Origin of the sequence: Gluconacetobacter brunescens (genome assembly GCF_048695475.1) — a bacterium.
In the GTDB taxonomy this organism is placed as follows: domain Bacteria; phylum Pseudomonadota; class Alphaproteobacteria; order Acetobacterales; family Acetobacteraceae; genus Gluconacetobacter.
Genome location: NZ_JBLHEN010000003.1, coordinates 377,760 through 404,617 on the forward strand (window position 1 = coordinate 377,760; position 26,858 = coordinate 404,617).

The following is a 26,858-nucleotide window of genomic DNA, read 5'->3' on the forward strand; positions in this document are numbered from 1 at the left end:
TTATTCCTCGCCGGCCAGCCATGCGTCGCAGCAGCGCCGGGCCAGGGCCCGTACGCGGCCGATATAAGAGGCGCGCTCGCTGACGCTGATCACGCCGCGCGCGTCCAGCAGGTTGAACAGGTGGCTGGCCTTCAGGCACTGGTCGTAGGCGGGCTGGGCGATGCCGGCATCGGCGAGGGACGTGGCCTCGCGCTCGGCATCGATGAAATGGCGATGCAGCATCTCGGTATCGGCCAGTTCGAAATTATGGCGCGAATAGTCCCGCTCGGCGCGCAGGAAAACATCGCCATAGGTCAGGCCCTGGCCATTGAAATCGAGGTCGTAGACGTTCTCGACCCCCTGGACATACATCGCCAGCCGCTCCAGCCCATAGGTCAGTTCGGTGGATGGCAGCACGGTGGGGATGCCGCCGACCTGCTGGAAATAGGTGAACTGCGTCACCTCCATGCCGTCGCACCAGACTTCCCAGCCCAGTCCCCAGGCGCCGATCGTGGGGTTCTCCCAATCGTCCTCGACGAAGCGGATATCGTGTTCCAGCGGGTCGATGCCGATGGCGCGATAGCTGTCCAGCAGAAGTTTCTGGCTTTCCTCGGGCGTCGGCTTCAGAAGCACCTGGTACTGGTAGTAATGTTGCAGCCGGTTCGGATTTTCCCCGTATCGTCCATCGGAGGGCCGGCGGCAGGGCTGGACATAGGCGGCTTTCCACGGCCGCTTGCCCAGCGCGCGCAGGGTGGTGTGCGGCGAGAGCGTACCGGCCCCGACCTCGGTATCGTAGGGTTGCAGGATGGCGCAGCCCTGTGCGGACCAGAACTGATGCAGTTTCAGGATCAGGTCCTGAAAGGACAGGGGGCGAGGCGCGGAGGCCGGGACCATGGACGGGGATGCTCCGGGTAAGCGATGGAAAACGCATGCCATCCGGCACGCACAGGGGCCGCACCATACAGCCATGAGGCGCGGATCGAAAGGCGGCGCGTGGCGGGGCAGGGTGGGGTTGCGAAATCCATGCACGCGGGCCACATCTATGCTTGGCACTCTTGTCGGAGACAGGACGGAAAGATGAATACCGAAGAACGCGACCTGATCACGAAGTTCGTCGCCCGGGTGGGGGGCGCGCCGCAGGGGGGCTTCGGCAGCGTTCCTGCGACAACGCCCAATCTGCCGCCGATCGACCCGGAGGCCGACCAGTATATCGGCCAGATGTTCCAGCAATATCCCGAGGCGCGCTACCGCGTGACCCAGATGGCGGTGGTGCAGGAAGCGGCGCTGGTGGCGGCGCAGAATCGTATCCAGCAGTTGCAGTGGCAGCTTCAGCAGGCGCAGCAGGCCTTGCAGGCGCAGCAGCAGCGCCCCGCTGGCGGTGGCGGTGGCATTTTCGGTGGTCTGTTCGGCGGTGGCCAGCGCGCGCAGGGCGCGCCTCCGCCGGGTTGGGGCCAGCAGGCGGCTCCGCCGCCGCCTCAGCCGCAGCAGGCTTACCCCATGGGCATGCAGCCGGGGATGTTTCCCGCGCGCGGCTCCGGCTTCCTCGGGTCGGCGCTGACGACGGCGGCTGGCGTTGCGGGTGGCATGATGGTGGGCAACGCCCTGACCGACCTGTTCAGCGGCCATCATGACGGCGGGGGCTTCGGTGGGGCCGGAATGGGTGGCGAGACGGTCATCAACAACAATTACGGGGGTGCTCCGGGGGGCGATCCGTTTGGTGGTGGTGGGACCGATGTCGATCCGGGTTTCGATGCCGGTGGTGGCGATGCCGGCGGCGGCGACTGGGGCGGTGGCGGCGACGACAATTTCTGAGCCCTGCCGGTTTCGGCGATGAAGGAAGGCGGCCCGAAATGGCCGCCTTTTTTCATGTTCGGGGTAGAGCTTCCTTTTGCTCACATTGCCGCGAGGTCGATTGATATTAAACATGAATGAGTGTTATTCAGAAAACGGCCACTAAGGCCATTTCCTCTGTGTCGTCTCATCCGCGGGAAACCGGAGCCGAAAGGCTCCGGTTTTTCCGTTTTGGGACCGTGTTCATCCTCAACCATTCGGGAGGATGGGAACAGGGCGGTTTCCGTCGCGTTGCGGGTATCAGGCCACAATGTTTCGAGAATGGAGAGGCACTATGTCCATCACCGATTCCGCAACGACACTTGGCGATTTCCTGACCGGGGCCCGTTACGATCATTCGGGCCTGGTGACCGCGATGCACGAATATCTGGACGGCGTGAAGCGCGAACATGGGCTAAACGGTTTTGCCGAGCGCGCGGCCGCCGCCGGCTATGGCGATATCGTCGCGCGCTGGAAGGCCGACGACAAGGCCGGCCCCATGACCGAGGAGATGCTGCGCACCCTGATCGCGCCGCCTGACCTGGAGCATTTCGCCGCACAGACCGGTCTGTCGGTGCCCGCCGTGGTCACGATCCTGGCGAAGCAGTTGCCGATCGTGATCTACAAGCGGGCGCATGCGGTCGAACCACACTGACTTGACATCGTGAACGGGTACGGGCGGGGTGGTCGGGACGGCCAGGAAGGGAAGACGGCGTGCTGATTCGTGCCGGTTATGACATTGCCCTGACGGTTCAGGCCCCGACACCGATGGTGCTGATGCTTGAGGTCCACCCGGATCGCGAGCCGGACCTGATGACCCCCCAGACCCCGGTCTTCGATCCGCCCGTGCCCACGCAGCGCTATCTCGACGGGTTCGGCAATCGCTGCACCCGCGTGGTGGCGCCCGTCGGTACATTGCGGACCAGCCTGTCCTTCGTCATTGCCGACAGCGGCCTGCCCGACCGGTGGATGCCCGGCGCGCGCGAAGTGCCGGTGGCGGACCTGCCGGCGGATTGCCTGGTGTTCCTGATGGGCAGCCGGTATTGCGAGACCGATCTGCTGTCCTCCACCGCCTGGTCGATGTTCGGCCATCTGGCGCCGGGGTGGGGACGGGTGCAGGCGATCGTCTCGTTCGTGCACCAGCATATTCATTTCGATTACCAGCAGGCGCGCCCGACCCGTACGGCCTATGAGGCCTATCAGGAAGGGGTGGGCGTGTGTCGCGACTATGCCCATCTGGCGGTGACGCTCTGCCGCTGCATGAATATCCCCGCGCGTTACTGCACCGGCTATCTGGGCGATATCGGGATTCCGCCGGTCGATTATCCGATGGATTTCTCGGCGTGGTTCGAAGTCTGGCTGGAAGGCCAGTGGTTCACGTTCGATGCACGGCACAACATGCCCCGGATCGGACGGATCGTGATGGCACGGGGGCGTGACGCGACGGACGTGGCGCTGACCACGACATTCGGGCCGGCGGTTCTGTCCAACTTTTTCGTGACGACGTATGAGGAGATCGGCTGAGGGGCCGGTTTCCCTGGTTCTTTTCTGAAAAAAGAACCAGAAAACTTCTGATCTGCTCAGGATTTTTTAGGCAGGCAGTGTGCCTGAAAATTGGTGAGCCGGGTGGGATTCGAACCCACGACCATTCGATTAAAAGTCGAATGCTCTACCGACTGAGCTACCGGCTCACCGGGACCGCTTGGCGGTGCGGCCCCGGGTACCGGCTTCGGCCGGTCAAGTCAACCGTCAAAGCTGCCGACGAGACGCGGTTTGTCGTTCAGGCCGCGACCGGACGCATGGAAATGATGCGGTCCGGGTCCTGCACCACGCCGCTCTGGCCCGCGCCGCGCTTGACCTGGTCGATATGCTCCATGCCTTCGACCACCTGGCCGACGATGGTGTACTGGCCGTCGAGATGCGGCGAGGGCTCGAACATGATGAAGAACTGGCTGTTCGCGCTGTCGGGGTTCATGGTGCGGGCCATGCCGACGGTGCCGCGCTCGAACTTCGCCGCGCGGGTGAATTCGGCCTTCAGGTCGGGCAGGTGGCTGCCGCTGGTGCCGGTGCCCGTCGGGTCGCCGCCCTGGGCCATGAAGCCGTGGATGACGCGGTGGAAGGGCGTGTTGTCGTAGAACCCTTCGGTGGCCAGCGTGCGGATCCGCTCGGCAGCCAGCGGCGCCAGGTCGGGGCGGAGCTGGATGATCACATGGCCGGTCTTCAGCTCCACGTCGATCAGGTCGGCCTTCGGTGCGGTGTCAGACATCGTTCGTATTCCAGTTTGCTTGCGTGTCGCGCGGCATGGGGGCCGTGCGACCGGCGTTATCCCCCCAGCCGTGCCAGGATGCGCCGGCGGGTGAAGGGGGGAACGAAGCTGGTGATGTCGCCGCCCAGGCGGGCGACCTCCTTCACCAGCCGCGAAGAGATATATTGGCTGCGCTCGGTGGCCATCAGGAACACCGTCTCGATATCCGGGGCCAGATGATGGTTCATGCCGAACATCTGGACCTCGTAATCGAAATCGGTGACCACCCGCAGCCCGCGCACGATCAGGGTGGCCCCGTGGGTGCGCGCTTCCTCGACCAGCAGGTTGCTGAACCCGATGACCGAGATCTGGCTGCCCGTCCGCTCGGCGATGGGACGGGTTTCCTCCGTGACGCAGGTGATGCGCTCATCCAGCGGCATCAATGGCTGCTTGCCGGAATTTTCCGCCACACCGATGATCAGCCGGTCGACCAGCCGCGCCGCGCGTTCGACGATATCCAGGTGACCGGTGGTCACCGGGTCGAACGTGCCGGGGTAGAAGCCCGTGCGCGGCCGGCTGTCAGGCATCGGGGGTCTCCTCGGGCGTGGCGGCCCCTTCCGTCGCGTCGCCGTCGTCGCCCTCGTTATCGTCATCATCCTCCATGACGGGGAAGACGCTGATGACGTGCTCGGTGGTGTCCAGGCGGAACAGCGTGACACCGCTGGCCTGCCGCGACATGACGCGGATCTGGTCGACCGGCACGCGGATCAGGCGGCCGGCATCGGTGACCAGCATGACGTCCGTGCCGCCGATCACCGGCAGGGTCGCCACGACCTCGGTCCCGCGCTTGCCGGACGTGAAGGTCATGTTGGAGATGCCCTGGCCGCCACGGCCGGTCACCCGGTAATCATAGGCCGAGGACCGGCGCCCGAAGCCCGCATTGCTGACGATCAGCAGGATTTCCTCGCCCAGTTCCAGTTCGGCGAACCGTTCCGGGTCGATCACCGAATCGGCAGGCACGGCCTCTTCGTCCGATGCGTCGGCGGGGGCGTCGGTGGTCTCCTCGGTGTCCTCGCTGGCCGCGAGTTCCGCGCGGCGGCGGGCGTTGGCCATGCGCAGATACGATGCGCGTTCCTCGACCGTCGCCTCCACATGGTTCAGGACGCACAGGCTGTTGACCTCGTCGCCCTCGCCGAGGCGGATGCCGCGCACGCCCGAACTGTCACGCCCGGCGAAGACGCGCAGCGTGTCGTCGGTGATCTGGAAGCGGATGCAGCGCGCGTTGCGGGTGGCCAGGAAGACATCCTGCCCCTCGCGGCAGGTCGCGACGCCGATCAGCCGGTCGCCTTCGTCCAGCTTCATCGCGATCAGGCCCGAGGCGCGGATATTGCGGAAATCGCTCAACCGGTTGCGGCGCACATTGCCCGAGGCGGTGGCGAAGACCAGATGCAGGTTTTCCCACAGCGTCTCGTCCTGCGGCAAGGGCAGGACGGCGGTGATCGAATCGCCGCCCAGGTCGGGGAGCAGATTGATCAGCGCGCGGCCCTTGGCCGTCGGGCTGGCCTCGGGCAGGCGCCAGACCTTCTCGCGATAGGCCTTGCCGCCCGACGAGAAGAACAGCACCCATTGGTGGGTATGGGCGTTGAACGACCGCACCACGATGTCGTCGCCCCGGCGACCGGCGGCGGTGCGGCCGCGCCCGCCGCGATTCTGCGCGCGGAAGATTTCCAGCGGCGTGCGCTTGATGAAGCCTTCGCGCGTGATCGTCACCACCATCTGGCCGGGTTCGATCAGGCTTTCATCCGTCTGGTCGCCGGCATAATCGGCGATCTCGGTCATGCGCGGGGAGGCCAGTTCGGCGCGGATCGCCACCAGTTCCTCGCGCATCACTTCCATGCGGCGGGGACGGCTGGCGATGATGGCCAGAAGCTCGCTGATCTTCTCCGCGACCTCGGAGAGTTCCTGCTGGATCTTCTCGCGCTCCAGGCCGGTCAGGCGCTGGAGGCGCAGTTCCAGGATGCCGCGGGCCTGGGCCTCGGTCAGGTGGACCTTGCCGTCGACGATGACATTGCCTTCGTCGAGGATCAGGGCCAGCAGCGGTTCGATATCCGCGGCGTCCCATGCCGTGGTCATCAGCGCCTCGCGGGCGCTGGCGGCGTCGGGGGCGGCGCGGATCAGCGCGATCACGGCGTCGATATTGGCCACCGCGATGACCAGGCCGACCAGCAGGTGGGCGCGGTCGCGCGCCTTCATCAGGTCGTAGCGGGCGCGGCGCAGGATCACTTCCTCGCGGAAGGTGATGAAGGCTTCCAGCACGTCCTTCAGCCCCATCAGGCGGGGCTGGCCGTTATCCAGCGCCAGCATGTTGACCCCGAACGAGGTCTGGAGCTGGGTGAAGCGGTAAAGGTGGTTCAGCACCACTTCCGGCGTGGCGTCGCGCTTGACCTCGATGACGATGCGCATGCCCGACCGGTCGCTTTCGTCGCGGATGTCGGAGATGCCCTCGATCTGCTTGGAGCGCACCAGATCGGCAATGCGCTCCTGCAGGGTCGATTTGTTCACCTGATACGGGATCTCGGTGATGATGATCGCGTGGCGGTCGCGATGCAGGTCCTCGATCTCGGCGCGGGCGCGGATGATGACCGAGCCGCGCCCGGTCTCGAACGCGCTGCGGATGCCCGCGCGGCCGAGGATGATGCCGCCGGTCGGGAAATCCGGCCCCGGCACGATCGTCATCAGGTCTTCGAGCGTCAGGTCCGGCTGGGCGATCAGCGCCAGCGTGGCGTCGATGATCTCGCCCGGATTGTGGGTCGGGATATTGGTGGCCATGCCGACCGCGATGCCCGAGGCGCCGTTGATCAGCAGGTTGGGGAAGGCGGCGGGCAGGATTTTCGGTTCCTGCTCGCTTTCATCGTAGTTCGGCTGGAAATCGACGGTGTCGCGGTCGATGTCGTCCAGCAGGAAGGACGCGGCCTTGGCCAGGCGTGCTTCGGTATAACGCATCGCGGCCGGGGAATCGCCGTCGACCGAGCCGAAATTGCCCTGGCCGTCGATCAGCTTCACGCGCATCGACCAGGATTGCGCCATGCGGACCATGGCGTCGTAGATCGAGGAATCGCCGTGCGGATGGTATTTACCCATCACGTCACCGACCGCGCGGGCCGATTTGCGATAGGGCTTGTCGTGCGTGAACCCGCTTTCGCGCATCGAATAGAGGATGCGCCGATGCACCGGCTTCAACCCGTCCCGCACGTCCGGCAGGGCGCGGCTGACGATGACCGACATCGCATAGGCGAGGTAGGAGGAACGCATTTCCTCCTCGACGGTTACCGGAACGATGTCGGAGGGGGCCGGCGGCTGCGGCGAGTCGGGAATCTCGGTCAAGGCATATCCGTCATGTCAGTGCCATCTCTCTTGCGCCGGGCGCGCCGGATGGCGGGAACTGGTCCGGCGCAGGTTGGGTGAGACCATCCTAGCATAGAGTGCCGGCCGGGGAAGGCCACCCCGCGCCCGGCGACGGGGCCCTGTCAGGCCCCGTCGCCGGGACGGGGTCTCGCCTTAGAACGGAATTTCGTCGTCCAGGTCGCTGCCGCCGCCATGCGGGGCATCCCAGCCGCCACCGCCGCCGGCCGGTGCGCCGGGGGCGCCATGGCCGCCGCCCGCGTTGCCGCGACCGCCGCCGCCGATCTGGCGGGGAGCGGCGGGGGCCGCATATCCACCGCCGCCACCACCATAACCGCCGCCGCCATAGCCGCCACCGGCGTCATCGCCGGACTCGCCGCCACGGTTGCTGTCGAGCAGCACCAGGTCGCCACGGAAACGGTCCACGACCACTTCGGTCGTGTAGCGTTCCTGCCCGGACTGGTCGGTCCATTTGCGGGTCTGGAGCGAGCCTTCCAGGTAGACCTTGCGGCCCTTGCGCAGGAAGCGCTCGGCGACGTCGGCGATGCGCTCGTTGAAGATGACCACGCGATGCCACTCGGTCTTCTCGCGCCGTTCGCCCGATGCCTTGTCGTTCCAGGTGTCGCTGGTGGCCAGCGTCAGCGAGACGATCTTGGCGCCGTTCTGGCTGTTCCTGACTTCGGGGTCCTTCCCCAGATTGCCCACGAGGATGACCTTGTTGACGCTACCCGCCATAGTGCTGCCCTGCCGCTGTCCGGTCCGGGGCCGCGCATCCGGGCGCTGCCCCATCAAAAAAACCGTCCACCCGGACCGGTGCGGTGGGGGGACGGGACTCACGCGCGATCCTAACCCAGATGGCCGCCGGATGATACCTGCATGTGGGGCGCTCCTGCCGGTGGCGGCGTGCCGTGGCGGCATTTTCCGGAGGGTGGATCTTGGCGGCGGCGGCGGAATCCGGCAGAACAGAGTGTGAACGATGCGGCCCGGCATGCCGGCGCAGAAACGGAGATGCGGGACATCATGGCGAATCGATCCAGCCCGGTTGCGGCCGCGCCGACAGAGTCGACGCCGATGCGCGATGCGCCGGTCATCCGGGTGCGCGGCGCGCGGGCGCACAATCTGAAGAATGTCGATGTCGAGATTCCGCGCGACGCGCTGACGGTGGTGACGGGCCTGTCGGGCTCGGGCAAATCGTCGCTGGCGTTCGATACCATCTATGCCGAGGGGCAGCGGCGCTATGTCGAAAGCCTTTCGGCCTATGCGCGGCAGTTCCTGGAACTGATGGGCAAGCCCGATGTGGACGCGATCGAGGGGCTGTCGCCCGCGATTTCCATCGAGCAGAAGACGACCTCGAAGAATCCGCGCTCGACCGTCGGCACGATTACCGAGATCCATGACTACATGCGCCTGCTGTGGGCGCGGGCGGGGGTGCCTTATTCCCCGGCCACTGGGCTGCCGATCGAGGCGCAGACCGTCAGCCAGATGGTCGACCGGGTGATGGCGATGCCCGAGGGCACCCGGTTGATGCTGCTGGCGCCCGTGGTGCGCGACCGCAAGGGCGAGTGCCGCAAGGAACTGGCGGAATTGCAGCGCAAGGGCTTTGCCCGCGTGAAGGTGGATGGCGAACTGTACGAGATCGCCGATGTGCCCGACCTGAACCGCAAGCTGCGCCATACGGTCGAGGCGGTGGTGGACCGTGTGGTGGTGCGGCCGGGCGTGGAATCCCGCCTGGCGGACAGTTTCGAGACCGCGCTGGGCCTCTCCGACGGGCTGGTCTATGCCGAGGAAGTGGTGCGCGACGGGGCGGAGGCGCCGCCGCATGTGGTGTTTTCCTCGCGGTTCGCCTGCCCGGTCAGCGGCTTTACGCTGGAGGAGATCGAGCCCCGGCTGTTCTCGTTCAACGCGCCGCAGGGGGCTTGCCCGGCCTGTGACGGGATCGGGACCGAGACCTTCTTCGACCCGCATCTGATCGTGCCGGACGAATCGCTGTCGCTGGCGGCGGGGGCCATCGCGCCGTGGCGGAACACGCAGAGCCCTTATTACCAGCAGACGCTGGAAAGCCTGGCCGCCCATTACGGTGTGAAGATGGACACGCCGTGGCGCGACCTGCCGGCGGGCGTGCGCGACGTGATCATGGAGGGTGGTGAGGACGAGGTGACCTTCCAGTACCGCGACGGGCGCAAGAGCTACAGCCTGACCAAGCGGTTCGAGGGCGTGGTGGCCAACCTGCGCCGCCGGGTGGCCGAGACCGACAGCGTGTGGGTGCGCGAGGAACTGTCGCGCTATCAGTCCGACAAGCCGTGCCATGTCTGCCATGGCGCGCGGCTGCGGCCGGAGGCGCTGTCGGTGCGGGTGGCGGACTGCACGATCGCCCAGGCCTCCGACCTGCCGATCCGCCGGGCGCTGGAATGGTTCGGCACCGTGGAGGCGACGCTGACGCCGCAGCGGGCCGAGATCGCGCGGCGGATTCTGCGCGAGATTCTGGACCGGCTGCGGTTTCTGGACGATGTCGGGCTGGATTACCTGACGCTGTCGCGCGGGTCGGCCACCCTGTCGGGGGGCGAAAGCCAGCGGATACGGCTGGCCAGCCAGATCGGGTCGGGGTTGACGGGTGTGCTGTATGTTCTGGATGAACCGTCGATCGGGCTGCATCAGCGCGACAATGAGCGGCTGCTGGGTACGTTGCAGCGGCTGAAGCGGCTGGGGAATACGCTGATCGTCGTGGAGCATGACGAGGATGCGATCCGCTCCGCCGACTGGCTGATCGACATGGGGCCGGGGGCGGGCGTCAATGGCGGCCATGTGGTGGCGATCGGCACGCCGGCGGAGGTGGCGGCCAACCCTGCCAGCCTGACGGGCGATTACCTGTCCGGGCGGAAGCAGATCGCGGTGCCGGCGAAGCGCCGCCCGGTAGACCCCAAGCGGATGCTGGTGCTGGAGGGGGCGAGCGGCAACAATCTGCATGACGTGACCGCGCGGTTCCCGCTGGGTACCTTTACCTGCGTGACCGGGGTCTCGGGTGGCGGCAAGTCCACGCTGGTGATCGATACGCTGTACAAGGCGCTGTCGCGGCACCTGATGGGGTCGGGGCAGAATCCGGCGCCCTATCGGCGGATCGTCGGGATGGAGCTGCTGGACAAGATCATCGATATCGACCAGTCGCCGATCGGGCGCACGCCGCGCTCGAATCCCGCGACCTATACCGACCTGTTCGCGCCGATCCGCGACTGGTTCGCCGAACTGCCGGAGAGCAAGGCGCGGGGCTACAAGCCCGGGCGGTTCTCGTTCAACGTCAAGGGCGGGCGGTGCGAGGCCTGCCAGGGCGACGGCGTGCTGAAGATCGAGATGCACTTCCTGCCCGACGTGTTCGTGACCTGCGATACCTGCAAGGGCGCGCGCTACAATCGTGAAACGCTGGACGTGAAATTCCGTGGCAAGTCGATTGCCGACGTGCTGGCGATGACGGTGGACGAGGCGCTGCCGTATTTCTCCGCCGTGCCGCGCATCCGCGACCGGCTGGCCATTTTGCAGCAGGTCGGGCTGGGTTATGTCGCGCTGGGTCAGCAGGCGACCACGCTTTCGGGCGGCGAGGCGCAGCGGGTCAAGCTCTCGAAGGAACTGGCGCGGCGCGCGACCGGCCGCACATTATATATTCTGGACGAGCCGACGACGGGCCTGCATTCGGAGGATGTGCGCAAGCTGCTGGACGTGCTGCATGCCCTGGTGGACCAGGGGAACACGGTGCTGGTGATCGAGCATAATCTGGACGTGATCAAGACGGCGGACTGGGTGCTGGACATGGGGCCGGAGGGCGGTGACGGCGGCGGCCGGATCGTGGCCGAGGGCACGCCCGAGGATATTGCGGCCTGTGCGGAAAGCCATACCGGGCGGTTCCTGGCCCCGCTTCTGCCGGCGCCGGCCAAAGGGCGGAAACGGCGCGCGAAAGGCTGAATTTTCCCCCCTGGAAGAACCTTATGTGAAAGGGGCGAAAAAAAACGTGGCTGGGGGGCAAAAGTTCTTGCGTTGACAGGGGGAAGGCCTTATCAGCGGCCCCCTTGGCCCAAGGGGGCGATCCCGCCCAACAGGCTGTCTACTGGTTTGGGGGTACGTGATGAACGCACTTGCTCAGCTGGGGATGGTCTCGGAACTCCCGAGCAATATCCAGATGTCTTCAGCTCCGTCTTCGTCTGACGAGGATCGGAAGGATTATTTCGTCGAGCGGGACGGGATGAAGTTTGCGGGGACGCATCTTCTCGTCGACCTCTGGGAAGCCCGGAATCTTGATGATCCGGAGAAGATCGACCGTACGCTGTGCGAAGCGGCGGTGACGGCCGGGGCGACGATCCTGCACAGCCATTTCCATCACTTCACGCCCAATGGCGGTGTGTCGGGCGTGGTGGTGCTGGCCGAGAGCCACATTTCGATCCACACGTGGCCGGAGCGGAATTTCGCCGCCGTCGACATCTTCATGTGCGGCGCGTGCGATCCGCACCTGGCGATCCCGGTGATGCAGCGCCTGTTCCAGGCGGGCCGGGTGGTCGTGGACGAGCAGCGTCGCGGCCGGGTCGCCTGATTGGCGAGGGTGTCGGCACGGCCGGCGCCCGTCCGAGCCTGACCCAAAATGCGCGCTGGCGGCGATCCGACGCGCGTTTCCTGTGCTTCGGTGCTCACGGCCATCAAGGCCGCTCCGCTCCGATGCTCGGAAACACACGACGGGCGCGGCCCTGTGGGCCGCTCTCGCTCGCCAGCCCCCATTTTGGGTCAGGCTTCAAGGGCCGGATTCGTCCGGCCTTTTTTTATGTGTCCATTTTCGTGCCGGGGAGACACAGGCAATGACCGACGCATGGATCGGCGAAACACTCTATGACGGCTGGCAGCAGCGTTTCCGTGTTCGCAAGGAACTGGCCCGTACCAAAAGCCCCTTCCAGGATATCGTTGTTTTCGAAAGCGAGACGCATGGCCGCGTGCTCGTGCTCGATGGGGTGATCCAGATCACCGAGGGTGACGAGTTCGTCTATCAGGAAATGCTGACCCATGTGCCGGTGCTGGCCCATGGTGACGCGAAGAGCGTGCTGATTATCGGGGCCGGCGACGGTGGCGTGCTGCGGCGCGTGTTGCAGCATCGGGGCGTCGAGCGTGCCGTGATGGTCGAGATCGACGGTGCGGTGATCGAACTGTCCAAGCAGTTCCTGCCGGGGATTGCCGGCGATGCCTGGAACGACCCGCGTGCCGATGTGATCGTGGGGGATGGCATCGATTACGTCGCCAAGGCGGAAAGCGGCTCGGTCGATGTCATCATTGTCGACAGCACCGATCCGATCGGGGTGGGCGAGGTGCTGTTCACCGATGCGTTCTACGAGCATTGCGCCCGTATCCTGACGCCCAACGGCATTATCGTGAACCAGTGCGGCGTGCCGTTCATGCAGGCCGACGAACTGCGCGAGACCAGCCTGCGCCGGGCGCAGTTCTTCCCGCATGTCTCGGCCTATGTGGCGGCGGTGCCGACCTATGTTGGCGGCTTCATGACGCTGGGCGTTGCGGCGAAGGGAACCAATCCGGCCCTGCATTCGGTCGAGACGATCCGGGCGCGTGCCGAGCAGGCGGGTATTCTGGGCACCACGGGTTACTGGACGCCGGAGATCCATACCGGCGCCTTCAACCTGCCGCCCTATATCGCCAAGCATCTGCCGGCTTCGAAGTAACAATCGGGGTGCAGGGTCCAAGGCCCCGCACCCCAATCACCTGATAACGAATGGGTTTCCAAAGGGCGACTGCCCTTTGGTGGGTCAAGGGCAAAGCCCTTGGTCGCGTTCAGGCGCGGTGCGTCGCCAGGAACCGTACCGCGACCGTCTGGATGCCCAGGTCGCGCACCGCGTCATCGAAGGCCTTGAAGTGCGGGGTCGTCAGGTGGGTGTCGAATGCCGCGCGGTCGGTATAGACCTCGTGCAGGATGACGGTGTGCGGCGCGCCGTCGGGCAGCAGGACGTCGAAGGCGTGGCATCCGGCTTCGTCCGCCACCGAATGTTCGGCGTCATGGGCGCAGAATTCCAGAAATTTCGTGCGATTCTCGTCGGTTGTCGTGAATTCCGCGATGACGGTCAGTGGTGTGGCGTCCATGGTCGCGCGCCTCCTTGTCGTAATGTGTCCAGGGGCCAACGGTAGGGCGGTGGGGGCTTTCGATCCACCCCCCGGTGGCAGCGTGTGGACGATTGACTTGATTGCGCAACATATGCGAAGCATCGAGGTGCTGACGCGGGAGAGACTGGCGAGAGCCAGCGCCGAAGGAGCAACCGCCCCGGAAACTCTCAGGCCAAAGGACCGCCCGGCTTCGACTTCTGGAGAGAGGCGCCTCGAGCGTCCGCCGACGGGATAGCGATCTCAGGCAAACCGACAGAAGGGGCATTCGGATCCGGTTGTGGATTCAGGAGGCTCTGATCATGTCGCGTTGGCCGTCTTTCCTCATTTTCTCCTCTTCGGATCGGTGCGATCCGTCCCTCGTGCATGGCGCCGCCGGCGCCCGGAGGGCGGCATGAGCGATTCGCTGAAGCGCACGCCGCTTTATGACCTGCATCTGTCGCTGGGCGGACGCATGGTGCCGTTCGCGGGCTATGAGATGCCGGTGCAGTATCGCGCCGGCGTGATGGCCGAACATCAGCACACGCGCAATGCCGCCGGGCTGTTCGACGTGTCGCATATGGGGCAGGCGCATCTGCGCGCGCGCTCTGGCCGGGTCGAGGATGCGGCGCTGGCGCTGGAGCGGCTGGTGCCGGCCGATATCCTGTCGCTGAAGACGGGGCGCCAGCGCTATACGCAGTTGACCGACGGCAATGGGGGCATTCTCGACGACCTGATGGTCTCGCGGCTGGGCGATACGCTGATCCTGGTGGTCAATGCGGCCTGCAAGGATGCGGATCTGGCGCATATCGCCGCCGCGCTGGGTGAGGAGTGCATTGTCGAGCCGCTGCCGGATCGTGCGCTGATCGCGGTGCAGGGGCCGCAGGCCGGGGCCGTGCTGGCGCGTCTGGCGCCCGCGTCGGCGGACATGCGCTTCATGGATGTGGCGGAATTCGAAGTGGCGGGCGTGCCCTGCGTGGCATCGCGTTCCGGCTATACCGGCGAGGACGGGTTCGAACTGGGCATGGCGGCCGATGGGGCCGTGCGGGTGGCCGAGGCGCTACTGGCCGAGCCTGAGGTGGCGCCGGCGGGGCTGGGCGCGCGCGACAGCCTGCGGTTGGAAGCCGGACTGTGCCTGTATGGATCGGATATCGACCGCGAGACGACGCCGGTCGAGGGCGCGCTGGAGTGGTCGATCCAGAAGAGCCGCCGCTCCGGTGGCGCGCGGGCAGGGGGCTTTCCCGGTGCCGATGTCATTCTGGGGCAGATCGAAGGCGGCGTGAGCCGACGCCGCGTTGGTATTGCGGTCGAGGGGCGCGCGCCGGTGCGTGGTGGGGCGCGGCTGTTCGCCGACGATGCGGGCACAAAGCCGGTTGGGCATGTGACCTCCGGCGCGTTCGGTCCGACCTTCGGCGGGCCGGTGGCCATGGGCTATGTCGAGACGGCGTTCGCGGCGACGGGCACGCCGCTGTTTGCCGAACTGCGCGGGCGCTACCTGCTGGCCACCGTGGCGGCGCTGCCGTTCGTTGCCGCCGGTTTTAAACGCTGAGCTTCAAACGCTGAATTTCAAACGCTGACCTGTTGGGTGGAGATCGGAATATGACTGTCTATTACACGAAAGAACATGAGTGGCTGCGCGTCGAGGGGGATGTGGCGGTCGTCGGCATCACCGCCCATGCCGCCGAGGAGCTGGGTGAGCTGGTCTTCGTCGAGGCGAAGGACGAGGGCACCGAGGTTGCGCGGGGTGACAGCGCCGCCGTGGTGGAATCGGTCAAGGCCGCGTCGGATATCTATGCGCCCGTGTCGGGCACGGTTGTCGGCTTCAACGCCGCGCTATCGGACGATCCGTCGCTGGTCAATCGCGATCCGGAGGCCGAGGGCTGGATCCTGAAGCTGCGCATTGCCGACGCCGGGCAGCTTGCCGGGCTGCTGGATGCCGACGCCTACGCCGCCCTGATTGGCTGAAGGCCGGTCCGTCGGCGCGCCGATGGGCGGTCCTGCGCTTCGGGGTGCCGGCGGGTGCATTTGTAGAACAGTTTCCCACCGCCGTTTCTGTTTCTGTCGCGGAGAATATTGATCGTGACCTCCACTTCTCTCTGGCAGGGCACGCAGCCCGCCGCCGATGCCTTCTGTGCCCGCCATGTCGGGCCGGGGGCGCGGGATGTCGCCGCCATGCTGGAGGTCGTGGGCGCGGGCTCGCTCGACGAACTGATGGAACAGACGGTGCCGTCTTCCATCCGCCTGCGCGGCGAGATGGGGCTGGGGGCCGGCCTGTCGGAGCCCGAGGCGCTGGCGCGCCTGCGCACGATTGCCGGGCGCAATCGGGTGATGACCTCCCTGATCGGGCAGGGCTATTACGGCACGGTGCTGCCGGGCGTCATCCAGCGCAATGTGCTGGAAAATCCGGCCTGGTACACGGCCTATACGCCCTATCAGCCCGAGATCAGCCAGGGGCGTCTTGAGGCGCTGCTGAACTTCCAGACCATGGTCCGCGACCTGACGGGGCTGGATGTCGCCAATGCCTCGCTGCTGGACGAGGCGACGGCGGCGGCCGAGGCGATGGCCCTGGCGCGCCGGGTGGCGAAATCGAAGGCCGACGGGTTCTTCGTCGATGCCGACTGCCATCCGCAGACGCTGGCGGTGCTGCGCACGCGCGCCGAGCCGATGGGCTGGCGGATCGTGGTCGGCGACCCCGAGCGTGATCTGGAGCCCGGCGCGGTGTTCGGGGCGCTGTTGCAGTATCCCGGTTCGTCGGGCCGGGTGCGCGATCCGCGCGCATGGATCGAGGCGCTGCATGGGGCGCATGCGGTGGTGGCGATGGCGGCCGACCCGCTGGCGCTGACGGTGCTGGAATCGCCGGGTGCGCTGGGGGCCGATATCGCGGTGGGCTCGATGCAGCGTTACGGCATGCCGATGGGGGCCGGTGGCCCGCATGCGGCGTATATGGCCGTGCGTGATGCCTACAAGCGCAGCATGCCGGGCCGTCTGGTCGGCGTTTCGGTCGATAGCCGGGGCGAGCCGGCCTATCGTCTGGCGTTGCAGACGCGCGAGCAGCATATCCGCCGCGAAAAGGCGACCTCGAACATCTGCACCGCGCAGGTGCTGCCGGCGGTGATTTCCGCGATGTATGCGGTCTATCACGGCCCCGACGGGCTGACGGCGATCGCGCGCCGGGTGCATCGGCTGACGGCGATCCTGGCGGCCGGGCTGCGTGCGCTCTCGGTCCGGGTCGAGACGGATGCGTTCTTCGACACGATTACGGTGGCGACCGGCGGCACGTCCGTCCTGGTCCGGGCCCGTGCCGAGGATGCGGGCATGAATCTGCGCGCGATCGACGAGGACCGGGTCGGGATCAGCCTGGACGAGACGACGACGCCGGAGATCGTCCGCGCCGTGTGGCGCTGCTTCTGCCCCGACGCGCAGCGTCTGGCGGCGATGGAGCAGGGCCTTTCGGCGCCGGACAGCCTGCTGCCGCAGGGGCTGCTGCGGCAGGGTAGCTTCATGACCCATCCGGTGTTCCACGCCCATCGGTCCGAGACCGACATGCTGCGCTATCTGCGCCGCCTGTCCGACCGCGACCTGGCGCTGGACCGCACCATGATCCCGCTGGGGTCGTGCACCATGAAGCTGAACGCGACGGTCGAGATGATGCCGATCACCTGGCCGGGATTCTGCGACATCCATCCATTCGCGCCGGAAGCGCAGCAGCAGGGTTATGCCGAGCTGTTCCGCGACCTGGAACGGATGCTCAAGGATGTCAGCGGCTATGACGCGGTATCGCTCCAGCCCAATTCCGGGGCGCAGGGGGAATATGCCGGGCTACTGGCCATTCGCGCCTATCACCGGTCGCGGGGCGACGAAGGCCGCGATGTCTGCCTGATTCCGGCTTCGGCCCATGGCACCAACCCGGCCTCGGCCCAGATGGCGGGGATGCGGGTGGTGGTCGTGGCCTGCGACGACCAGGGCAATGTGGATATCGATGACCTGAAGGCGAAGATCGCGCAGAATGCCGACCGTCTGGCGGCGATCATGATCACCTATCCGTCGACGCATGGCGTGTTCGAGGAATCGGTGGTCGAGATCTGCGACCTGGTGCATGCGGCCGGTGGGCAGGTCTATCTGGACGGCGCGAACATGAATGCGCAGGTCGGGCTGTCGCGCCCCGGTGCCTATGGCGCCGATGTCAGCCATTTCAACCTGCACAAGACCTTCTGCATCCCGCATGGCGGTGGCGGGCCGGGCATGGGGCCGATCGGGGTGGGGGCGCATCTGGCGCCGTTCCTGCCCGGCGCGCCGCAGGATGGCGGGGCGAACGCGGTCTCGGCCGCGCCGTTCGGCTCGGCGGCGGTGCTGCCGATTTCCTGGGCCTACATGATGCTGATGGGCGATGCGGGGCTGCGTCGCGCCACCGAAATCGCGATCCTGAACTCCAACTATATCGCGGCCCGTCTGTCCGGCCATTATCCGGTGCTGTATCGCGGGACCCATGGCCGGGTGGCGCATGAATGCATCGTCGATCTGCGCCCGATCCGCGATACGGTGGGCGTGACGGTGGACGATATCGCCAAGCGGCTGATCGACCATGGGTTCCACGCGCCGACGGTCAGCTTCCCCGTGGCCGGCACCTTCATGATCGAGCCCACCGAGTCCGAGGGGCGGGGGGAACTCGACCGGTTCTGCGACGCGATGATCGCGATCCGCGACGAGATCCGCGAGATCGAGCAGGGGCGGATCACGGTCGAGCAGAGCCCGCTGCGCCACGCGCCGCATACCGTGCGCGACCTGACCGATCCGGACTGGGACCGCGCCTATGACCGGCGGCTGGGCTGCCTGCCGGGCGATGTGGTGCCGGAGTCGAAATACTGGTCGCCGGTCAACCGGCTGGATAACGCCTATGGCGATCGCAACCTGGTCTGCTCCTGCCCCGATATCTCGGTCTATGCCGAGGAAGGCGCGGCCTGACCTGATACGGAGTGTCGTTTCGTCGGCGTGTCATGCGTGCGGCGCCGGGCCTGGCCCGGCTGCCGCGCGCCTGGCGCCGGGGAACAGGCATTTTGTTTCAAGAGATTGCGACTGATCGCGAATCGCCTTTGGAAGCCGGCCCGGCAGGGCGCATGGTCATGGTGCATCCGGACGAACCCGTCGCCTCGCGCGGCAAAGAAGAAGGGACGGTCCGGGGGAGGCACTCATGTTCCATATTGGTATGGCGGGACCGAAACGGTCTTCTGTGAATGGTGCGTGGCACGCGATTGCCCTGCATCATGATGATGATCCGTCATGGATCGATGCGCGTGACCGGATGGTGGTCGGGCTAATCTGCTGCGGTCTGCTCGGTGCGTTCCTGATCGACATGGCGGTACTCTACTTCTCCATGCTCCGACCCTGAGTTTGTGGCCGTAAACGCGGGCTGGTGGCGATCCGACGCGTCCGCTGTGCTCCGGTGCTCACGGCCATATAGGCCGCTCCGCTCCGGTGCTCGCGGGCGCACGACGGGCGTTGCCGCTGCGCGGAACTCTCGCTCACCAGCCCACGTTTCCGGCCACAAACTGCGCGGCTGAGGTGGGCGAGGGAGTTGTCGCGCGTCTGCCGTGCTCCGGTGCTCACGGCCATATAGGCCGCTCCGCTCCGGTGCTCGCGGGCGCACGACGGGCGTTGCCGCTGCGCGGCACTCTCGCTCACCAGCCCACGTTTCCGGCCACAAACTGCGCGGCTGAGGTGGGCGAGGGAGTTGTCGCGCGTCCGCGCTCCAGTGCGTTCGCTCACCATGGGGCTGGCCCTTGGGGTCAGGCCGGGGGCAGGTCCTTCAGGCGTTGGGCGGCCTGTTCTATGGAGCGGACGATCTGCTCGGCCAGTTCGCGCACCTTGGGGTCGGCATGCAGGCTCAGCCGGTCGGCGGCGAGCATGGCCGGTGACAGCAGGCCGCGTATGTCGTGCAGGACCTTGGCGCGGGATGCCGGGGCGGGCGTCGACTCGGTGGGGGTGTCCGTGGGGGCGGCGTCGGAGGGCGGGGCGGGGCGATCGTCGTCCGGAAGCGGGTCTGGGCCTTGCATGGAGGCTCTTTTCTTGCACGTTGACGCGCGGGGAAACGGGAAGTATAAGGCGCGCCTCAGGTCAGGCGGCCTTCGGGCTGCTCCGGCGCGTCGTGGATATAGCCGCGCCGCGTTTATTATTGTCAATCGGGGAGTCGCGTCGTGAAGCGCACGTATCAACCGTCCAAGCTGGTCCGCAAGCGCCGTCACGGCTTCCGCGCCCGTATGGAAACCGTCGGTGGCCGTCGGGTCATCGCCAATCGCCGTTCCAAGGGCCGTAAGCGCCTGTCCGCCTGATTTCGTCAGGTCTGGTTGCGTTCGGAACCCGGTTCTTCGGTGCCGGGTCCGGATAGCGCGTAGAGGGGGCTGCGAAGAGTGGCCGACCGTTCCGTCCGACTCAAGAAGCGTGCCGAGTTCCTCCGGATTGCATCCAAGGGGCGCAAGGTGCCGTCTCCTGGACTGGTGCTTCAGGCATTGGGCCGTGACGATGCCGATCCGGCGCGGGTCGGGTTTACCGTAACGAAGAAAGTCGGTAACGCCGTTGTCCGCAATCGCGCGCGCCGCCGCCTGCGCGAGGCCGTGCGGATCGTGGTGACGCGCGAGCAGCAATTGACGGGTGTCGATCTGGTCGTGATCGGCCGGGACGGGACGCGGGGACGCGATTTTCCGGCTCTGGTCGAGGATCTGCGGCGGGCCCTGCGCAAGGCCGGCGTGCGGGGGGCGGAATGATCCGTCTGGTCCGGGCCGCGACGGTCTGGGCTCTGGTCGGGGCGATTCGCGTCTATCAGCGGTTCGTCAGCCCGCTTCTGGGCCCCAATTGCCGTTTCGTGCCTTCGTGCAGCGAATATGCGCAGGATGCGATTCGCGCATATGGCCCGTTGCGGGGCGCATTTCTGGCCGGTTGGCGGATCTTGCGTTGCAATCCGTGGAATATCGGCGGATACGATCCCGTGCCCACCCAAGAGCAGGCGCGTGCCTCCTGCTGTTCTTCCCATAGATAACGAGAGTCTGGCCGGTCGCTGATGGATACCAAGCGCTTTATCGTGGCGACATTGCTGTCCGCCATGGTCCTGGTTGGCTTCGAATATTTCATGCCGAAGCAGACCCATCAGGAGGTCGCGCAGCAGGCTGCGCAGACCAGCCGGCAGACGCCGCCGTCTGACGCGCCGCGCCCGGGGGCGCCTGTCGCCGGTGTGAGTTCGCAGCCGGTTTCGGTGGCGTCGCCGCAGGCGGAAACGCGGCTGGAGATCGACGCACCCGCCGTGCGCGGGTCGATCGACCTGCTGGGCGCGCGGCTGGATGACATGGTGCTGCGCGACTATCACGAGACGGTCGCCGCCGGCAGCCCGCTGGTGCGCATCCTGGAAGCCGCGCACGATCCGCAGCCCAATTACGTCGAGATCGGCTGGATGAACCTGGCCGGTGGCCAGGTGCGCGTGCCCGATGCCACCACCGTCTGGACCGCCGATGCGCCGAAGCTGACGGCCGACCGGCCGGTGACGCTGTCGTGGGACAATGGCGAGGGTGTGACCTTCCAGATCGTCGTCGGCATCGACGCGCATTATATGTTCGCGATCGAGCAGCGGATCGTGAACCATTCGGCCCAACCGGTCTCGCTCTATCCGTTCGCCCGCGTCAACCGTGCCTATACGCCTGAGGAAACGGGCGGTTACCTGGTGCATGAGGGGCCGATTTCGGTCGTTGACGGGCGGCTGGACGAGAGCAGCTACAAGAGCCTGCGCACCGGCGCGACGCCGCCGGGCAATACGTCCTGGACCAAGGCCGGGCAGGGCGGATGGGCCGGCATTACCGACAAATACTGGCTGACCGCCGTGGTGCCCCAGCAGGGCGTGCCGGTGACCGGCAGCTATGGCTATCAGGCGAATGGCGGGGCGGGGGTCTATCAGGTCGGCTTCATCGCGCAGACGCCCACCGTGGTGGGCGCGGGCGCGACGGCCTCGACCGCCAGCCATGTCTTTGCCGGCGCCAAGGAAGTCAGCCTGCTGGAGCAGTACCAGTCCAGCCTGCATATCCCGGATTTCTGGAAGGCCGTCGATTTCGGCTGGTTCGCGTTCCTGACGCGGCCGATCTTCTATGTCCTCGACTATCTGAACACGCTGCTGGGCAATTTCGGCCTGGCGCTGATGGCCTTTACGCTGCTGGTCAAGGCGCTCTTCTTCCCGCTGGCGACGCGGCAGTTCCGCTCCATGGCCCGGATGCGCAAGCTCCAGCCCAAGGTGCAGGAGATCCGCGAGCGGTACAAGGGCGACCAGATGGCGATGAACCAGCACATGATGGCGCTCTACAAGACCGAGGGCGTCAATCCGGCCGCCGGCTGCCTGCCGATGATCGTGCAGATTCCGGTGTTCTGGAGCCTGTACAAGGATCTGTACATCACCATCGAGATGCGGCACGCGCCGTTCTTCGGCTGGATCCATGACCTCTCGGCGCCGGACCTGACCAACCTGTTCAATCTTTTCGGCCTGATTCCGTGGGATCCGAACGTGCTGTCGCCCTATCTGCAACTGGGTGTGTGGCCGATCCTGTTCGGGGTGACGATGTTCCTGCAGCAGAAGCTGAACCCGGCGCCGATGGACCCCGCGCAGCAGCGCGTGTTCCAGGTGATGCCGGTGCTGTTCACCTTCTTCATGGCGCGTCAGCCGGCCGGCCTGGTCATCTATTATTGCTGGAACAACCTGCTGACGATGGCGCAGCAGATGGTGATCCAGCGGCGCATCCAGGGAGCGACCAAGCCGGCCGCGCCCGTGGCGACGCCCGCGCCCGCGCCGAAGCCGGCCAAGCGGAAATAAGGTTGGTCTGATGTCGGAGTTCGTTACCCCCGCGCCTTCGCCCGAGGAACAGGAGCGCCTGCGCGAAGCGGGGCGGCTGCTGTTTGCCGGGCCGTGCGACTTCTTCTTCGGGGCGCAGAAGCTGGAGCAGCTTCCGCCGATCACGGTGCCGGAGATCGCGTTTGCCGGGCGGTCGAATGTCGGCAAGTCCAGCCTGATCAACGCCCTGACCGGGCGCAAGGCGCTGGCGCGTGCGTCATCCGAGCCGGGGCGGACCAAGCAGCTCAATTTCTTCGACCTCGGCGGCCGGCTGACGCTGGTGGACATGCCGGGCTATGGCTACGCCAAGGCCGCCAAGGACGTGAAGGAAGACTGGCAGGGCATGATGTTCGCGTATCTGCGCGGCCGGCCGACATTGCAGCGCGTCATCCTGCTGCTGGATTCGCGGATCGAGATCAAGGCGTCGGATCGGGAGATCATGACCCTGCTGGATCGTGCCGCCGTGACGTTCGAGATCGTCCTGACCAAATGCGATGCGCTCAAGCCCGGGCCGCTGGAGGCCAAGCGGGCCCAGGTGGCGGAGCTGGCGCGCCAGCACCCCGCCGCCTATCCGCAGATCCTGCTGACCAGCAGCGAGAGCGGGCTGGGCATGCCCGAACTGCGGGCCGGACTGGCCAGTCTGGCCCTGCCGCCGACGGGCGAAACGGTTTTATCCTGATCACGAGCACAAGACAGGGCACGACCCGATGAGCCAACCGACAAGCGAGACCACCGCCGATATCGTCCAGACGATGAAGGATGCCCAGGAGCGCGCGGCCGTGCTGGCCCAGGCGCTGCCGTTCCTGCGGCGCTATGCCGGCGATACGATCGTGGTCAAATATGGCGGCCACGCCATGGTGGACGATTCGCTGTCCAACGCATTCGGGCATGATATCGCGCTGCTGAAGCTGGTCGGGGTCAATCCCGTGGTCGTCCATGGCGGTGGGCCGCAGATCAGCGCGATGCTGAACCGGTTGCAGATTCCCTCGACCTTCGTCGATGGCCTGCGGGTGACCGACGCGGCGATGGTCGACGTGATCGAGATGGTGCTGGCGGGCAAGGTCAACAAGCAGGTGGCCGGGCTGATCAACCAGGCCGGGGCGCTGGCCGTGGGCATTTCGGGCAAGGATGGCGGGCTGATCGCCGCGCGCCGCCTGCGCCGCACGGTGCGCGATGCCGACAGCCAGATCGAGCAGGTGCTGGATCTGGGCTTCGTGGGCGAGCCGGTGCGCATCGACCCGCGCGTGCTCTATGCCCTGTCGGGGTCGGGCCTGATCCCGGTCGTGGCCCCGGTGGGCATCGGCGAGAAGGGCGAGACCTACAACATCAATGCCGACACGGCGGCGGGCGCGATCGCCGGGGCCGTGCATGCGACGCGGCTGCTGATGCTGACCGACGTGCCCGGCGTGCTGGACGAAAACGGCGAGCTGATCCCGGAACTGACGGCCGAGGAAGCGCGGCGCGGCATTGCCAGCGGCATGATCAGCGGCGGGATGATCCCGAAGGTGGAAACCTGCCTGGAGGCGGTGCGTGCCGGCGCCAAGGCGGCGGTGATCCTCGATGGGCGGGTGCCGCATGCCTGCCTGCTGGAACTGTTCACCGAAGCAGGCCCGGGTACGCTGATTCGCGGCGAATAAGGCGGGGCGGCGCCCATGGCGGCGTGTCGCAAGATGCGTTGACAGGAGGGGGCTTCCTTCGCATGGTCCCGCCACATGGCGAAAATGGGCGCCGGCAGGGCCGGCGCGGACAGAGGATTGCAGGAATATGAACGACGCACACGCCCTTCGGACCCATATCGAGGCGGTGTGGGAACGGCGCGATACCCTTTCCTCCGCCACCACGGGCGCCGACCGCGAGGCGGTCGAGCAGGCGCTGGCCGGGCTGGATGCCGGCACGCTGCGGGTAGCCGCGCCTGCCGATGCCGGCTGGGTGGTCAATGAATGGCTCAAGAAGGCGGTGCTGCTGTCGTTCCGGCTGAATGACAGCGCGGTGATGCCGGGGGCTCCGGCGCCGTTCTTCGACAAGGTGCCGCTGAAGTTCGCCGACTGGGACCAGGCGCGCTTTGCCGGGGCCGGGTTCCGTGCCGTGCCCGGCGCGATCGTCCGGCGTTCGGCCTACGTGGCGCCCGGCGTGGTGCTGATGCCGAGCTTCGTCAATGCCGGCGCGCGCGTCGAGAGCGGCACCATGGTCGATACCTGGGTGACGATCGGAAGCTGCGCCCAGATCGGGCGCAACTGCCATATCAGCGGTGGCGTGGGCATCGGCGGCGTGCTGGAGCCGTTGCAGGCGGCACCCGTGATCATCGAGGATGACTGCTTCATCGGCGCGCGGTCGGAAGTGGCCGAGGGCGTGATCGTGGAGCGTGGCAGCGTTCTGTCGATGGGTGTGTTTCTCGGCGCCTCGACCAAGATCGTCGATCGGGCGACGGGCGAGGTGTTCGTGGGCCGTGTGCCGGCCTATTCGGTCGTGGTGCCCGGCACGCTGCCGCCGCGCCAGCCCACCGGTGCCGATGGCGCGCCGCTGCCGTCGCTGGCCTGTGCCGTGATCGTCAAGCGTGTGGACGAGCGCACGCGCGCCAAGACCTCGATCAACGAATTGCTGCGCGATTGACCGGCGCCGTCATGGAGCCGGAACTGGTCGATGCGCTGCACCTGGCGCAGGCGCTGATCCGCGCGCCGTCCGTCACGCCCGATAGTGGTGGGGCGATGGGCGTGCTGGGCGACGTGCTGCGCCGGCTGGGGTTCGATGTCATCGACCTGCCGTTCGGCGAGGGGGCGGAGCGCACGGCCAACCTGTTCGCCCGGCTGGGCATGGTGGGCCCGCATCTCTGTTTCGCCGGCCATACCGACGTGGTGCCGCCAGGCGACGAGGGTTGGACCACCGGCCCGTTCGATGCCGCCGTGCGGAGCGACGTGCTGTACGGGCGCGGCGCCTGCGACATGAAGGGGGGCATCGCCGCCTTCGTCAGTGCGGTGGCGCGGCATCTGGGGGGCGGCACGCCGCTGAACGGGTCGATCAGCCTGCTGATTACCGGCGATGAGGAAGGCCCCGCCACCTACGGCACCGTGAAGGTGCTGGAATGGATGGCGGCGAATGGCCAGATCCCTGATTTCTGCGTTGTCGGCGAACCGACCAACCCCGAGCATATGGGGGATGTCGTCAAGATCGGGCGGCGCGGCAGCCTGAATGCGCGCATCGTCGTCCATGGCATCCAGGGGCACGTGGCCTACCCGCAGCGGGCCGACAACCCGATCCACCGGCTGATGGCGATCCTGTCGGACCTGACGGCGCACCCGCTGGACAAGGGGTCGGAATGGTTCGAGCCGTCGAGCGTGCAGGTTACCAGCGTCGATGTGGGCAACAAGGCCACCAACGTCATTCCGGCCAAGGCCTCGGCGCGGCTGAATATCCGTTTCAACGACCTGCATACGGGCAAGGACCTGGCGCGCTGGATTACCGAGACCGTGCGGGCCCGCGCACCGGGGGCGGAGATCGATATCCGGGTCAGCGGTGAAGCGTTCCTGACCCCGCCCACGCCGCAACTGGGCCTGCTGGTCGAGGCCGTGCAGGACGTGACGGGGCATCAGCCCCGGCTGGACACGGGGGGCGGCACGTCGGATGCGCGCTTTATCAGCCGCTATTGCCCGGTGGCCGAATTCGGCCTGGTGGGCGCCAGCATGCACAAGGCGAACGAGCATGTGTCGGTCGCCGACCTGCGGACGCTGACCGATATCTACGCGGCGTTTATCGAAAGGCTGATGGGATGACGCAGGGACGCGGCGCGCCGCCCCGACCGATGCCCGGCTCCCCGGGGGGCATCTTCCGGGGCATGATGCTGCTGGGGCGCGGCCGGCGTGACGGCATGAGCTGTTTCGGCACCACCCCCGATGCCGTGCTGACGGCGCTGGCGCCGCGTGTCGCCCTGTGGCTGGTCGGCGGTGTGCTGACGCTGGCGCAGGCGCCGACGATGCTGAGCGGGGCCAAGATCCTGTTCTCGCTGTGTCTGGTGCTGACGCCGGTGGTGCTGACCCATCTGCTGGCGCGTCTGTGGGGGCGTGAGGCGCTGTGGCCGCGTTACATGGCGGCTGCCCTGTGGTGCGACTGGCTGGTGCTGTTCGTGATGCTCGCGGCGGTCGCGGTGGTCGCGGCCCTTATGCCCGCCGGGGTGAGCGTGATGCATTCGGCGCTGATCCTGAACGGGATCATATTCGCCTATAATCTCTGGCTGACCTGGTTTGTCGCGCGGGCGGGGCTGGCGCTGGGAGCGTGGCGGGCGCTGCTGGTGGTATTGGTGATCGCCGCCGCCATCATGGCGCTGAGCGGGATCTCGTCCGTGCTGCCGCCGCATTATGCGCCATGGCAGGATTTTCTGGCGCTGCCGTCGGCGCACGGCAGCCGATAGGGCGGATCTTCCGGCGCGGACGGGCCGCG

At 66.7% G+C, this 26,858-nt stretch carries 26 protein-coding genes, 1 tRNA gene and 1 riboswitch; of the genes, 19 read left to right on the top strand and 8 right to left on the bottom strand.

The genetic code is table 11. The features are described 5' to 3' along the window. Complete coding sequence (locus ACMAUO_RS19835) at positions 1 to 873, bottom strand: glycine--tRNA ligase subunit alpha (protein WP_420358622.1); 873 nt, start codon at positions 871 to 873, stop codon at positions 1 to 3. Between the two features lie 183 nt (positions 874 to 1,056). Here ACMAUO_RS19835 and ACMAUO_RS19840 point away from each other — a divergent pair, with 183 nt between their 5' ends. The 3 genes from ACMAUO_RS19840 (at position 1,057) to ACMAUO_RS19850 (ending at position 3,333) form a co-directional block, all read left to right on the top strand. Further along, a complete protein-coding gene (locus ACMAUO_RS19840; RefSeq protein WP_420358623.1) occupies positions 1,057 to 1,791 on the top strand; it encodes a DUF2076 domain-containing protein in 735 nt (244 codons plus the stop codon). 313 nt (positions 1,792 to 2,104) lie between these two features. Continuing rightward, entirely contained in the window at positions 2,105 to 2,464 is a 360-nt protein-coding gene (locus tag ACMAUO_RS19845) for a YidB family protein (protein ID WP_420358624.1), read from the top strand. 59 nt (positions 2,465 to 2,523) lie between these two features. Then, positions 2,524 to 3,333 carry a transglutaminase-like domain-containing protein gene (locus ACMAUO_RS19850; protein WP_420358625.1) on the top strand — a complete coding sequence of 270 codons (810 nt, stop codon included), beginning with the start codon at positions 2,524 to 2,526 and terminating at the stop codon, positions 3,331 to 3,333. Between the two features lie 91 nt (positions 3,334 to 3,424). Here ACMAUO_RS19850 and ACMAUO_RS19855 read toward each other — a convergent pair. The 5 genes from ACMAUO_RS19855 to ssb all read right to left on the bottom strand — a co-directional run bounded on the left by ACMAUO_RS19855 (position 3,425) and on the right by ssb (position 8,191). Then, positions 3,425 to 3,500 (bottom strand) — tRNA-Lys (locus ACMAUO_RS19855). A gap of 89 nt (positions 3,501 to 3,589) precedes the next feature. Next, on the bottom strand, positions 3,590 to 4,075 hold the full coding sequence (locus tag ACMAUO_RS19860; protein ID WP_420358626.1) for a peptidylprolyl isomerase: 486 nt from the start codon (positions 4,073 to 4,075) through the stop codon (positions 3,590 to 3,592). A 56-nt stretch (positions 4,076 to 4,131) separates the two neighbouring features. Continuing rightward, positions 4,132 to 4,641, bottom strand: coding sequence for a pantetheine-phosphate adenylyltransferase (gene coaD, locus ACMAUO_RS19865; protein ID WP_420358627.1), 510 nt, complete (start codon positions 4,639 to 4,641; stop codon positions 4,132 to 4,134). Further along, on the bottom strand, positions 4,634 to 7,438 hold the full coding sequence (gene gyrA / locus ACMAUO_RS19870; RefSeq protein WP_420358628.1) for a DNA gyrase subunit A: 2,805 nt from the start codon (positions 7,436 to 7,438) through the stop codon (positions 4,634 to 4,636). The genes coaD and gyrA overlap by 8 nt, the downstream gene beginning before the upstream one ends. 174 nt (positions 7,439 to 7,612) lie before the next feature. Continuing rightward, positions 7,613 to 8,191, bottom strand: coding sequence for a single-stranded DNA-binding protein (ssb, locus tag ACMAUO_RS19875; protein WP_420358670.1), 579 nt, complete (start codon positions 8,189 to 8,191; stop codon positions 7,613 to 7,615). A gap of 336 nt (positions 8,192 to 8,527) precedes the next feature. On the opposite strand from ssb, the gene uvrA reads away from it, so the two are divergent. The 3 genes from uvrA to speE all read left to right on the top strand — a co-directional run bounded on the left by uvrA (position 8,528) and on the right by speE (position 13,158). Then, entirely contained in the window at positions 8,528 to 11,407 is a 2,880-nt protein-coding gene (gene uvrA, locus ACMAUO_RS19880; RefSeq protein WP_420358671.1) for an excinuclease ABC subunit UvrA, read from the top strand. Between the two features lie 160 nt (positions 11,408 to 11,567). Further along, positions 11,568 to 12,029, top strand: coding sequence for an adenosylmethionine decarboxylase (gene speD / locus ACMAUO_RS19885; RefSeq protein WP_420358629.1), 462 nt, complete (start codon positions 11,568 to 11,570; stop codon positions 12,027 to 12,029). A 259-nt stretch (positions 12,030 to 12,288) separates the two neighbouring features. Beyond that, positions 12,289 to 13,158 (top strand): polyamine aminopropyltransferase, encoded by an 870-nt coding sequence (speE, locus tag ACMAUO_RS19890; RefSeq protein WP_420358630.1) that lies wholly within the window; start codon positions 12,289 to 12,291, stop codon positions 13,156 to 13,158. Between the two features lie 109 nt (positions 13,159 to 13,267). On the opposite strand, the gene ACMAUO_RS19895 is transcribed toward speE, so the two are convergent. Further along, on the bottom strand, positions 13,268 to 13,573 hold the full coding sequence (locus ACMAUO_RS19895; RefSeq protein ID WP_420358631.1) for a putative quinol monooxygenase: 306 nt from the start codon (positions 13,571 to 13,573) through the stop codon (positions 13,268 to 13,270). Positions 13,574 to 13,699: 126 nt separating this feature from the next. Beyond that, positions 13,700 to 13,787: riboswitch (glycine riboswitch) on the top strand. Positions 13,788 to 13,985: 198 nt separating this feature from the next. Between ACMAUO_RS19895 and gcvT the strand changes: the two genes are divergently transcribed. The 4 genes from gcvT (at position 13,986) to ACMAUO_RS19915 (ending at position 18,956) form a co-directional block, all read left to right on the top strand. After that, the gene (gcvT, locus tag ACMAUO_RS19900; RefSeq protein ID WP_420358632.1) at positions 13,986 to 15,119 is read left to right on the top strand and encodes a glycine cleavage system aminomethyltransferase GcvT; all 1,134 of its coding nucleotides are present in this window, start codon (positions 13,986 to 13,988) and stop codon (positions 15,117 to 15,119) included. 50 nt (positions 15,120 to 15,169) lie between these two features. Then, positions 15,170 to 15,535, top strand: a complete 366-nt coding sequence (gene gcvH, locus ACMAUO_RS19905) for a glycine cleavage system protein GcvH (RefSeq protein ID WP_420358633.1) — start codon at positions 15,170 to 15,172, stop codon at positions 15,533 to 15,535. A 114-nt stretch (positions 15,536 to 15,649) separates the two neighbouring features. Next, positions 15,650 to 18,532, top strand: coding sequence for an aminomethyl-transferring glycine dehydrogenase (gene gcvP, locus ACMAUO_RS19910; protein WP_420358634.1), 2,883 nt, complete (start codon positions 15,650 to 15,652; stop codon positions 18,530 to 18,532). 226 nt (positions 18,533 to 18,758) lie between these two features. After that, the gene (locus ACMAUO_RS19915) at positions 18,759 to 18,956 is read left to right on the top strand and encodes a hypothetical protein (protein ID WP_420358635.1); all 198 of its coding nucleotides are present in this window, start codon (positions 18,759 to 18,761) and stop codon (positions 18,954 to 18,956) included. Between the two features lie 397 nt (positions 18,957 to 19,353). On the opposite strand, the gene ACMAUO_RS19920 is transcribed toward ACMAUO_RS19915, so the two are convergent. Then, positions 19,354 to 19,620 (bottom strand): hypothetical protein, encoded by a 267-nt coding sequence (locus tag ACMAUO_RS19920; RefSeq protein ID WP_420358636.1) that lies wholly within the window; start codon positions 19,618 to 19,620, stop codon positions 19,354 to 19,356. A gap of 141 nt (positions 19,621 to 19,761) precedes the next feature. Between ACMAUO_RS19920 and rpmH the strand changes: the two genes are divergently transcribed. The 9 genes from rpmH to ACMAUO_RS19965 all read left to right on the top strand — a co-directional run bounded on the left by rpmH (position 19,762) and on the right by ACMAUO_RS19965 (position 26,829). Continuing rightward, on the top strand, positions 19,762 to 19,896 hold the full coding sequence (rpmH, locus tag ACMAUO_RS19925) for a 50S ribosomal protein L34 (protein ID WP_114727814.1): 135 nt from the start codon (positions 19,762 to 19,764) through the stop codon (positions 19,894 to 19,896). Between the two features lie 78 nt (positions 19,897 to 19,974). Beyond that, positions 19,975 to 20,328, top strand: a complete 354-nt coding sequence (gene rnpA, locus ACMAUO_RS19930) for a ribonuclease P protein component (protein ID WP_420358637.1) — start codon at positions 19,975 to 19,977, stop codon at positions 20,326 to 20,328. Next, on the top strand, positions 20,325 to 20,600 hold the full coding sequence (gene yidD, locus ACMAUO_RS19935; RefSeq protein WP_420358638.1) for a membrane protein insertion efficiency factor YidD: 276 nt from the start codon (positions 20,325 to 20,327) through the stop codon (positions 20,598 to 20,600). The genes rnpA and yidD overlap by 4 nt, the downstream gene beginning before the upstream one ends. 21 nt (positions 20,601 to 20,621) lie before the next feature. Beyond that, entirely contained in the window at positions 20,622 to 22,409 is a 1,788-nt protein-coding gene (yidC, locus tag ACMAUO_RS19940) for a membrane protein insertase YidC (protein WP_420358639.1), read from the top strand. 10 nt (positions 22,410 to 22,419) lie between these two features. Beyond that, entirely contained in the window at positions 22,420 to 23,106 is a 687-nt protein-coding gene (gene yihA / locus ACMAUO_RS19945; RefSeq protein WP_420358640.1) for a ribosome biogenesis GTP-binding protein YihA/YsxC, read from the top strand. A 28-nt stretch (positions 23,107 to 23,134) separates the two neighbouring features. After that, positions 23,135 to 24,064 carry an acetylglutamate kinase gene (argB, locus tag ACMAUO_RS19950; protein ID WP_420358641.1) on the top strand — a complete coding sequence of 310 codons (930 nt, stop codon included), beginning with the start codon at positions 23,135 to 23,137 and terminating at the stop codon, positions 24,062 to 24,064. 127 nt (positions 24,065 to 24,191) lie between these two features. Beyond that, entirely contained in the window at positions 24,192 to 25,037 is an 846-nt protein-coding gene (dapD, locus tag ACMAUO_RS19955; RefSeq protein ID WP_420358642.1) for a 2,3,4,5-tetrahydropyridine-2,6-dicarboxylate N-succinyltransferase, read from the top strand. Between the two features lie 11 nt (positions 25,038 to 25,048). Continuing rightward, complete coding sequence (gene dapE, locus ACMAUO_RS19960) at positions 25,049 to 26,194, top strand: succinyl-diaminopimelate desuccinylase (protein WP_420358672.1); 1,146 nt, start codon at positions 25,049 to 25,051, stop codon at positions 26,192 to 26,194. Continuing rightward, positions 26,191 to 26,829, top strand: a complete 639-nt coding sequence (locus tag ACMAUO_RS19965) for a hypothetical protein (RefSeq protein ID WP_420358643.1) — start codon at positions 26,191 to 26,193, stop codon at positions 26,827 to 26,829. Before dapE ends, ACMAUO_RS19965 begins: the two co-directional genes overlap by 4 nt. The last annotated feature ends 29 nt before the right edge of the window (positions 26,830 to 26,858 follow it).

Excerpts from the sequence above, each read along its gene's own strand:
- ssb (WP_420358670.1), bottom strand. The coding sequence starts at position 8,191 with ATGGCGGGTAGCGTCAACAAGGTCATCCTCGTGGGCAATCTGGGGAAG.
- ACMAUO_RS19915 (WP_420358635.1), top strand. The coding sequence starts at position 18,759 with ATGTTCCATATTGGTATGGCGGGACCGAAACGGTCTTCTGTGAATGGT.
- ACMAUO_RS19860 (WP_420358626.1), bottom strand. The coding sequence starts at position 4,075 with ATGTCTGACACCGCACCGAAGGCCGACCTGATCGACGTGGAGCTGAAG.
- coaD (WP_420358627.1), bottom strand. The coding sequence starts at position 4,641 with ATGCCTGACAGCCGGCCGCGCACGGGCTTCTACCCCGGCACGTTCGAC.
- yihA (WP_420358640.1), top strand. The coding sequence starts at position 22,420 with ATGTCGGAGTTCGTTACCCCCGCGCCTTCGCCCGAGGAACAGGAGCGC.
- uvrA (WP_420358671.1), top strand. The coding sequence starts at position 8,528 with ATGCGCGATGCGCCGGTCATCCGGGTGCGCGGCGCGCGGGCGCACAAT.
- ACMAUO_RS19835 (WP_420358622.1), bottom strand. The coding sequence starts at position 873 with ATGGTCCCGGCCTCCGCGCCTCGCCCCCTGTCCTTTCAGGACCTGATC.
- yidD (WP_420358638.1), top strand. The coding sequence starts at position 20,325 with ATGATCCGTCTGGTCCGGGCCGCGACGGTCTGGGCTCTGGTCGGGGCG.
- ACMAUO_RS19840 (WP_420358623.1), top strand. The coding sequence starts at position 1,057 with ATGAATACCGAAGAACGCGACCTGATCACGAAGTTCGTCGCCCGGGTG.
- argB (WP_420358641.1), top strand. The coding sequence starts at position 23,135 with ATGAGCCAACCGACAAGCGAGACCACCGCCGATATCGTCCAGACGATG.
- ACMAUO_RS19920 (WP_420358636.1), bottom strand. The coding sequence starts at position 19,620 with ATGCAAGGCCCAGACCCGCTTCCGGACGACGATCGCCCCGCCCCGCCC.
- ACMAUO_RS19965 (WP_420358643.1), top strand. The coding sequence starts at position 26,191 with ATGACGCAGGGACGCGGCGCGCCGCCCCGACCGATGCCCGGCTCCCCG.
- ACMAUO_RS19895 (WP_420358631.1), bottom strand. The coding sequence starts at position 13,573 with ATGGACGCCACACCACTGACCGTCATCGCGGAATTCACGACAACCGAC.
- gcvH (WP_420358633.1), top strand. The coding sequence starts at position 15,170 with ATGACTGTCTATTACACGAAAGAACATGAGTGGCTGCGCGTCGAGGGG.
- ACMAUO_RS19845 (WP_420358624.1), top strand. The coding sequence starts at position 2,105 with ATGTCCATCACCGATTCCGCAACGACACTTGGCGATTTCCTGACCGGG.
- gcvT (WP_420358632.1), top strand. The coding sequence starts at position 13,986 with ATGAGCGATTCGCTGAAGCGCACGCCGCTTTATGACCTGCATCTGTCG.
- dapD (WP_420358642.1), top strand. The coding sequence starts at position 24,192 with ATGAACGACGCACACGCCCTTCGGACCCATATCGAGGCGGTGTGGGAA.
- speE (WP_420358630.1), top strand. The coding sequence starts at position 12,289 with ATGACCGACGCATGGATCGGCGAAACACTCTATGACGGCTGGCAGCAG.
- dapE (WP_420358672.1), top strand. The coding sequence starts at position 25,049 with ATGGAGCCGGAACTGGTCGATGCGCTGCACCTGGCGCAGGCGCTGATC.
- speD (WP_420358629.1), top strand. The coding sequence starts at position 11,568 with ATGAACGCACTTGCTCAGCTGGGGATGGTCTCGGAACTCCCGAGCAAT.
- yidC (WP_420358639.1), top strand. The coding sequence starts at position 20,622 with ATGGATACCAAGCGCTTTATCGTGGCGACATTGCTGTCCGCCATGGTC.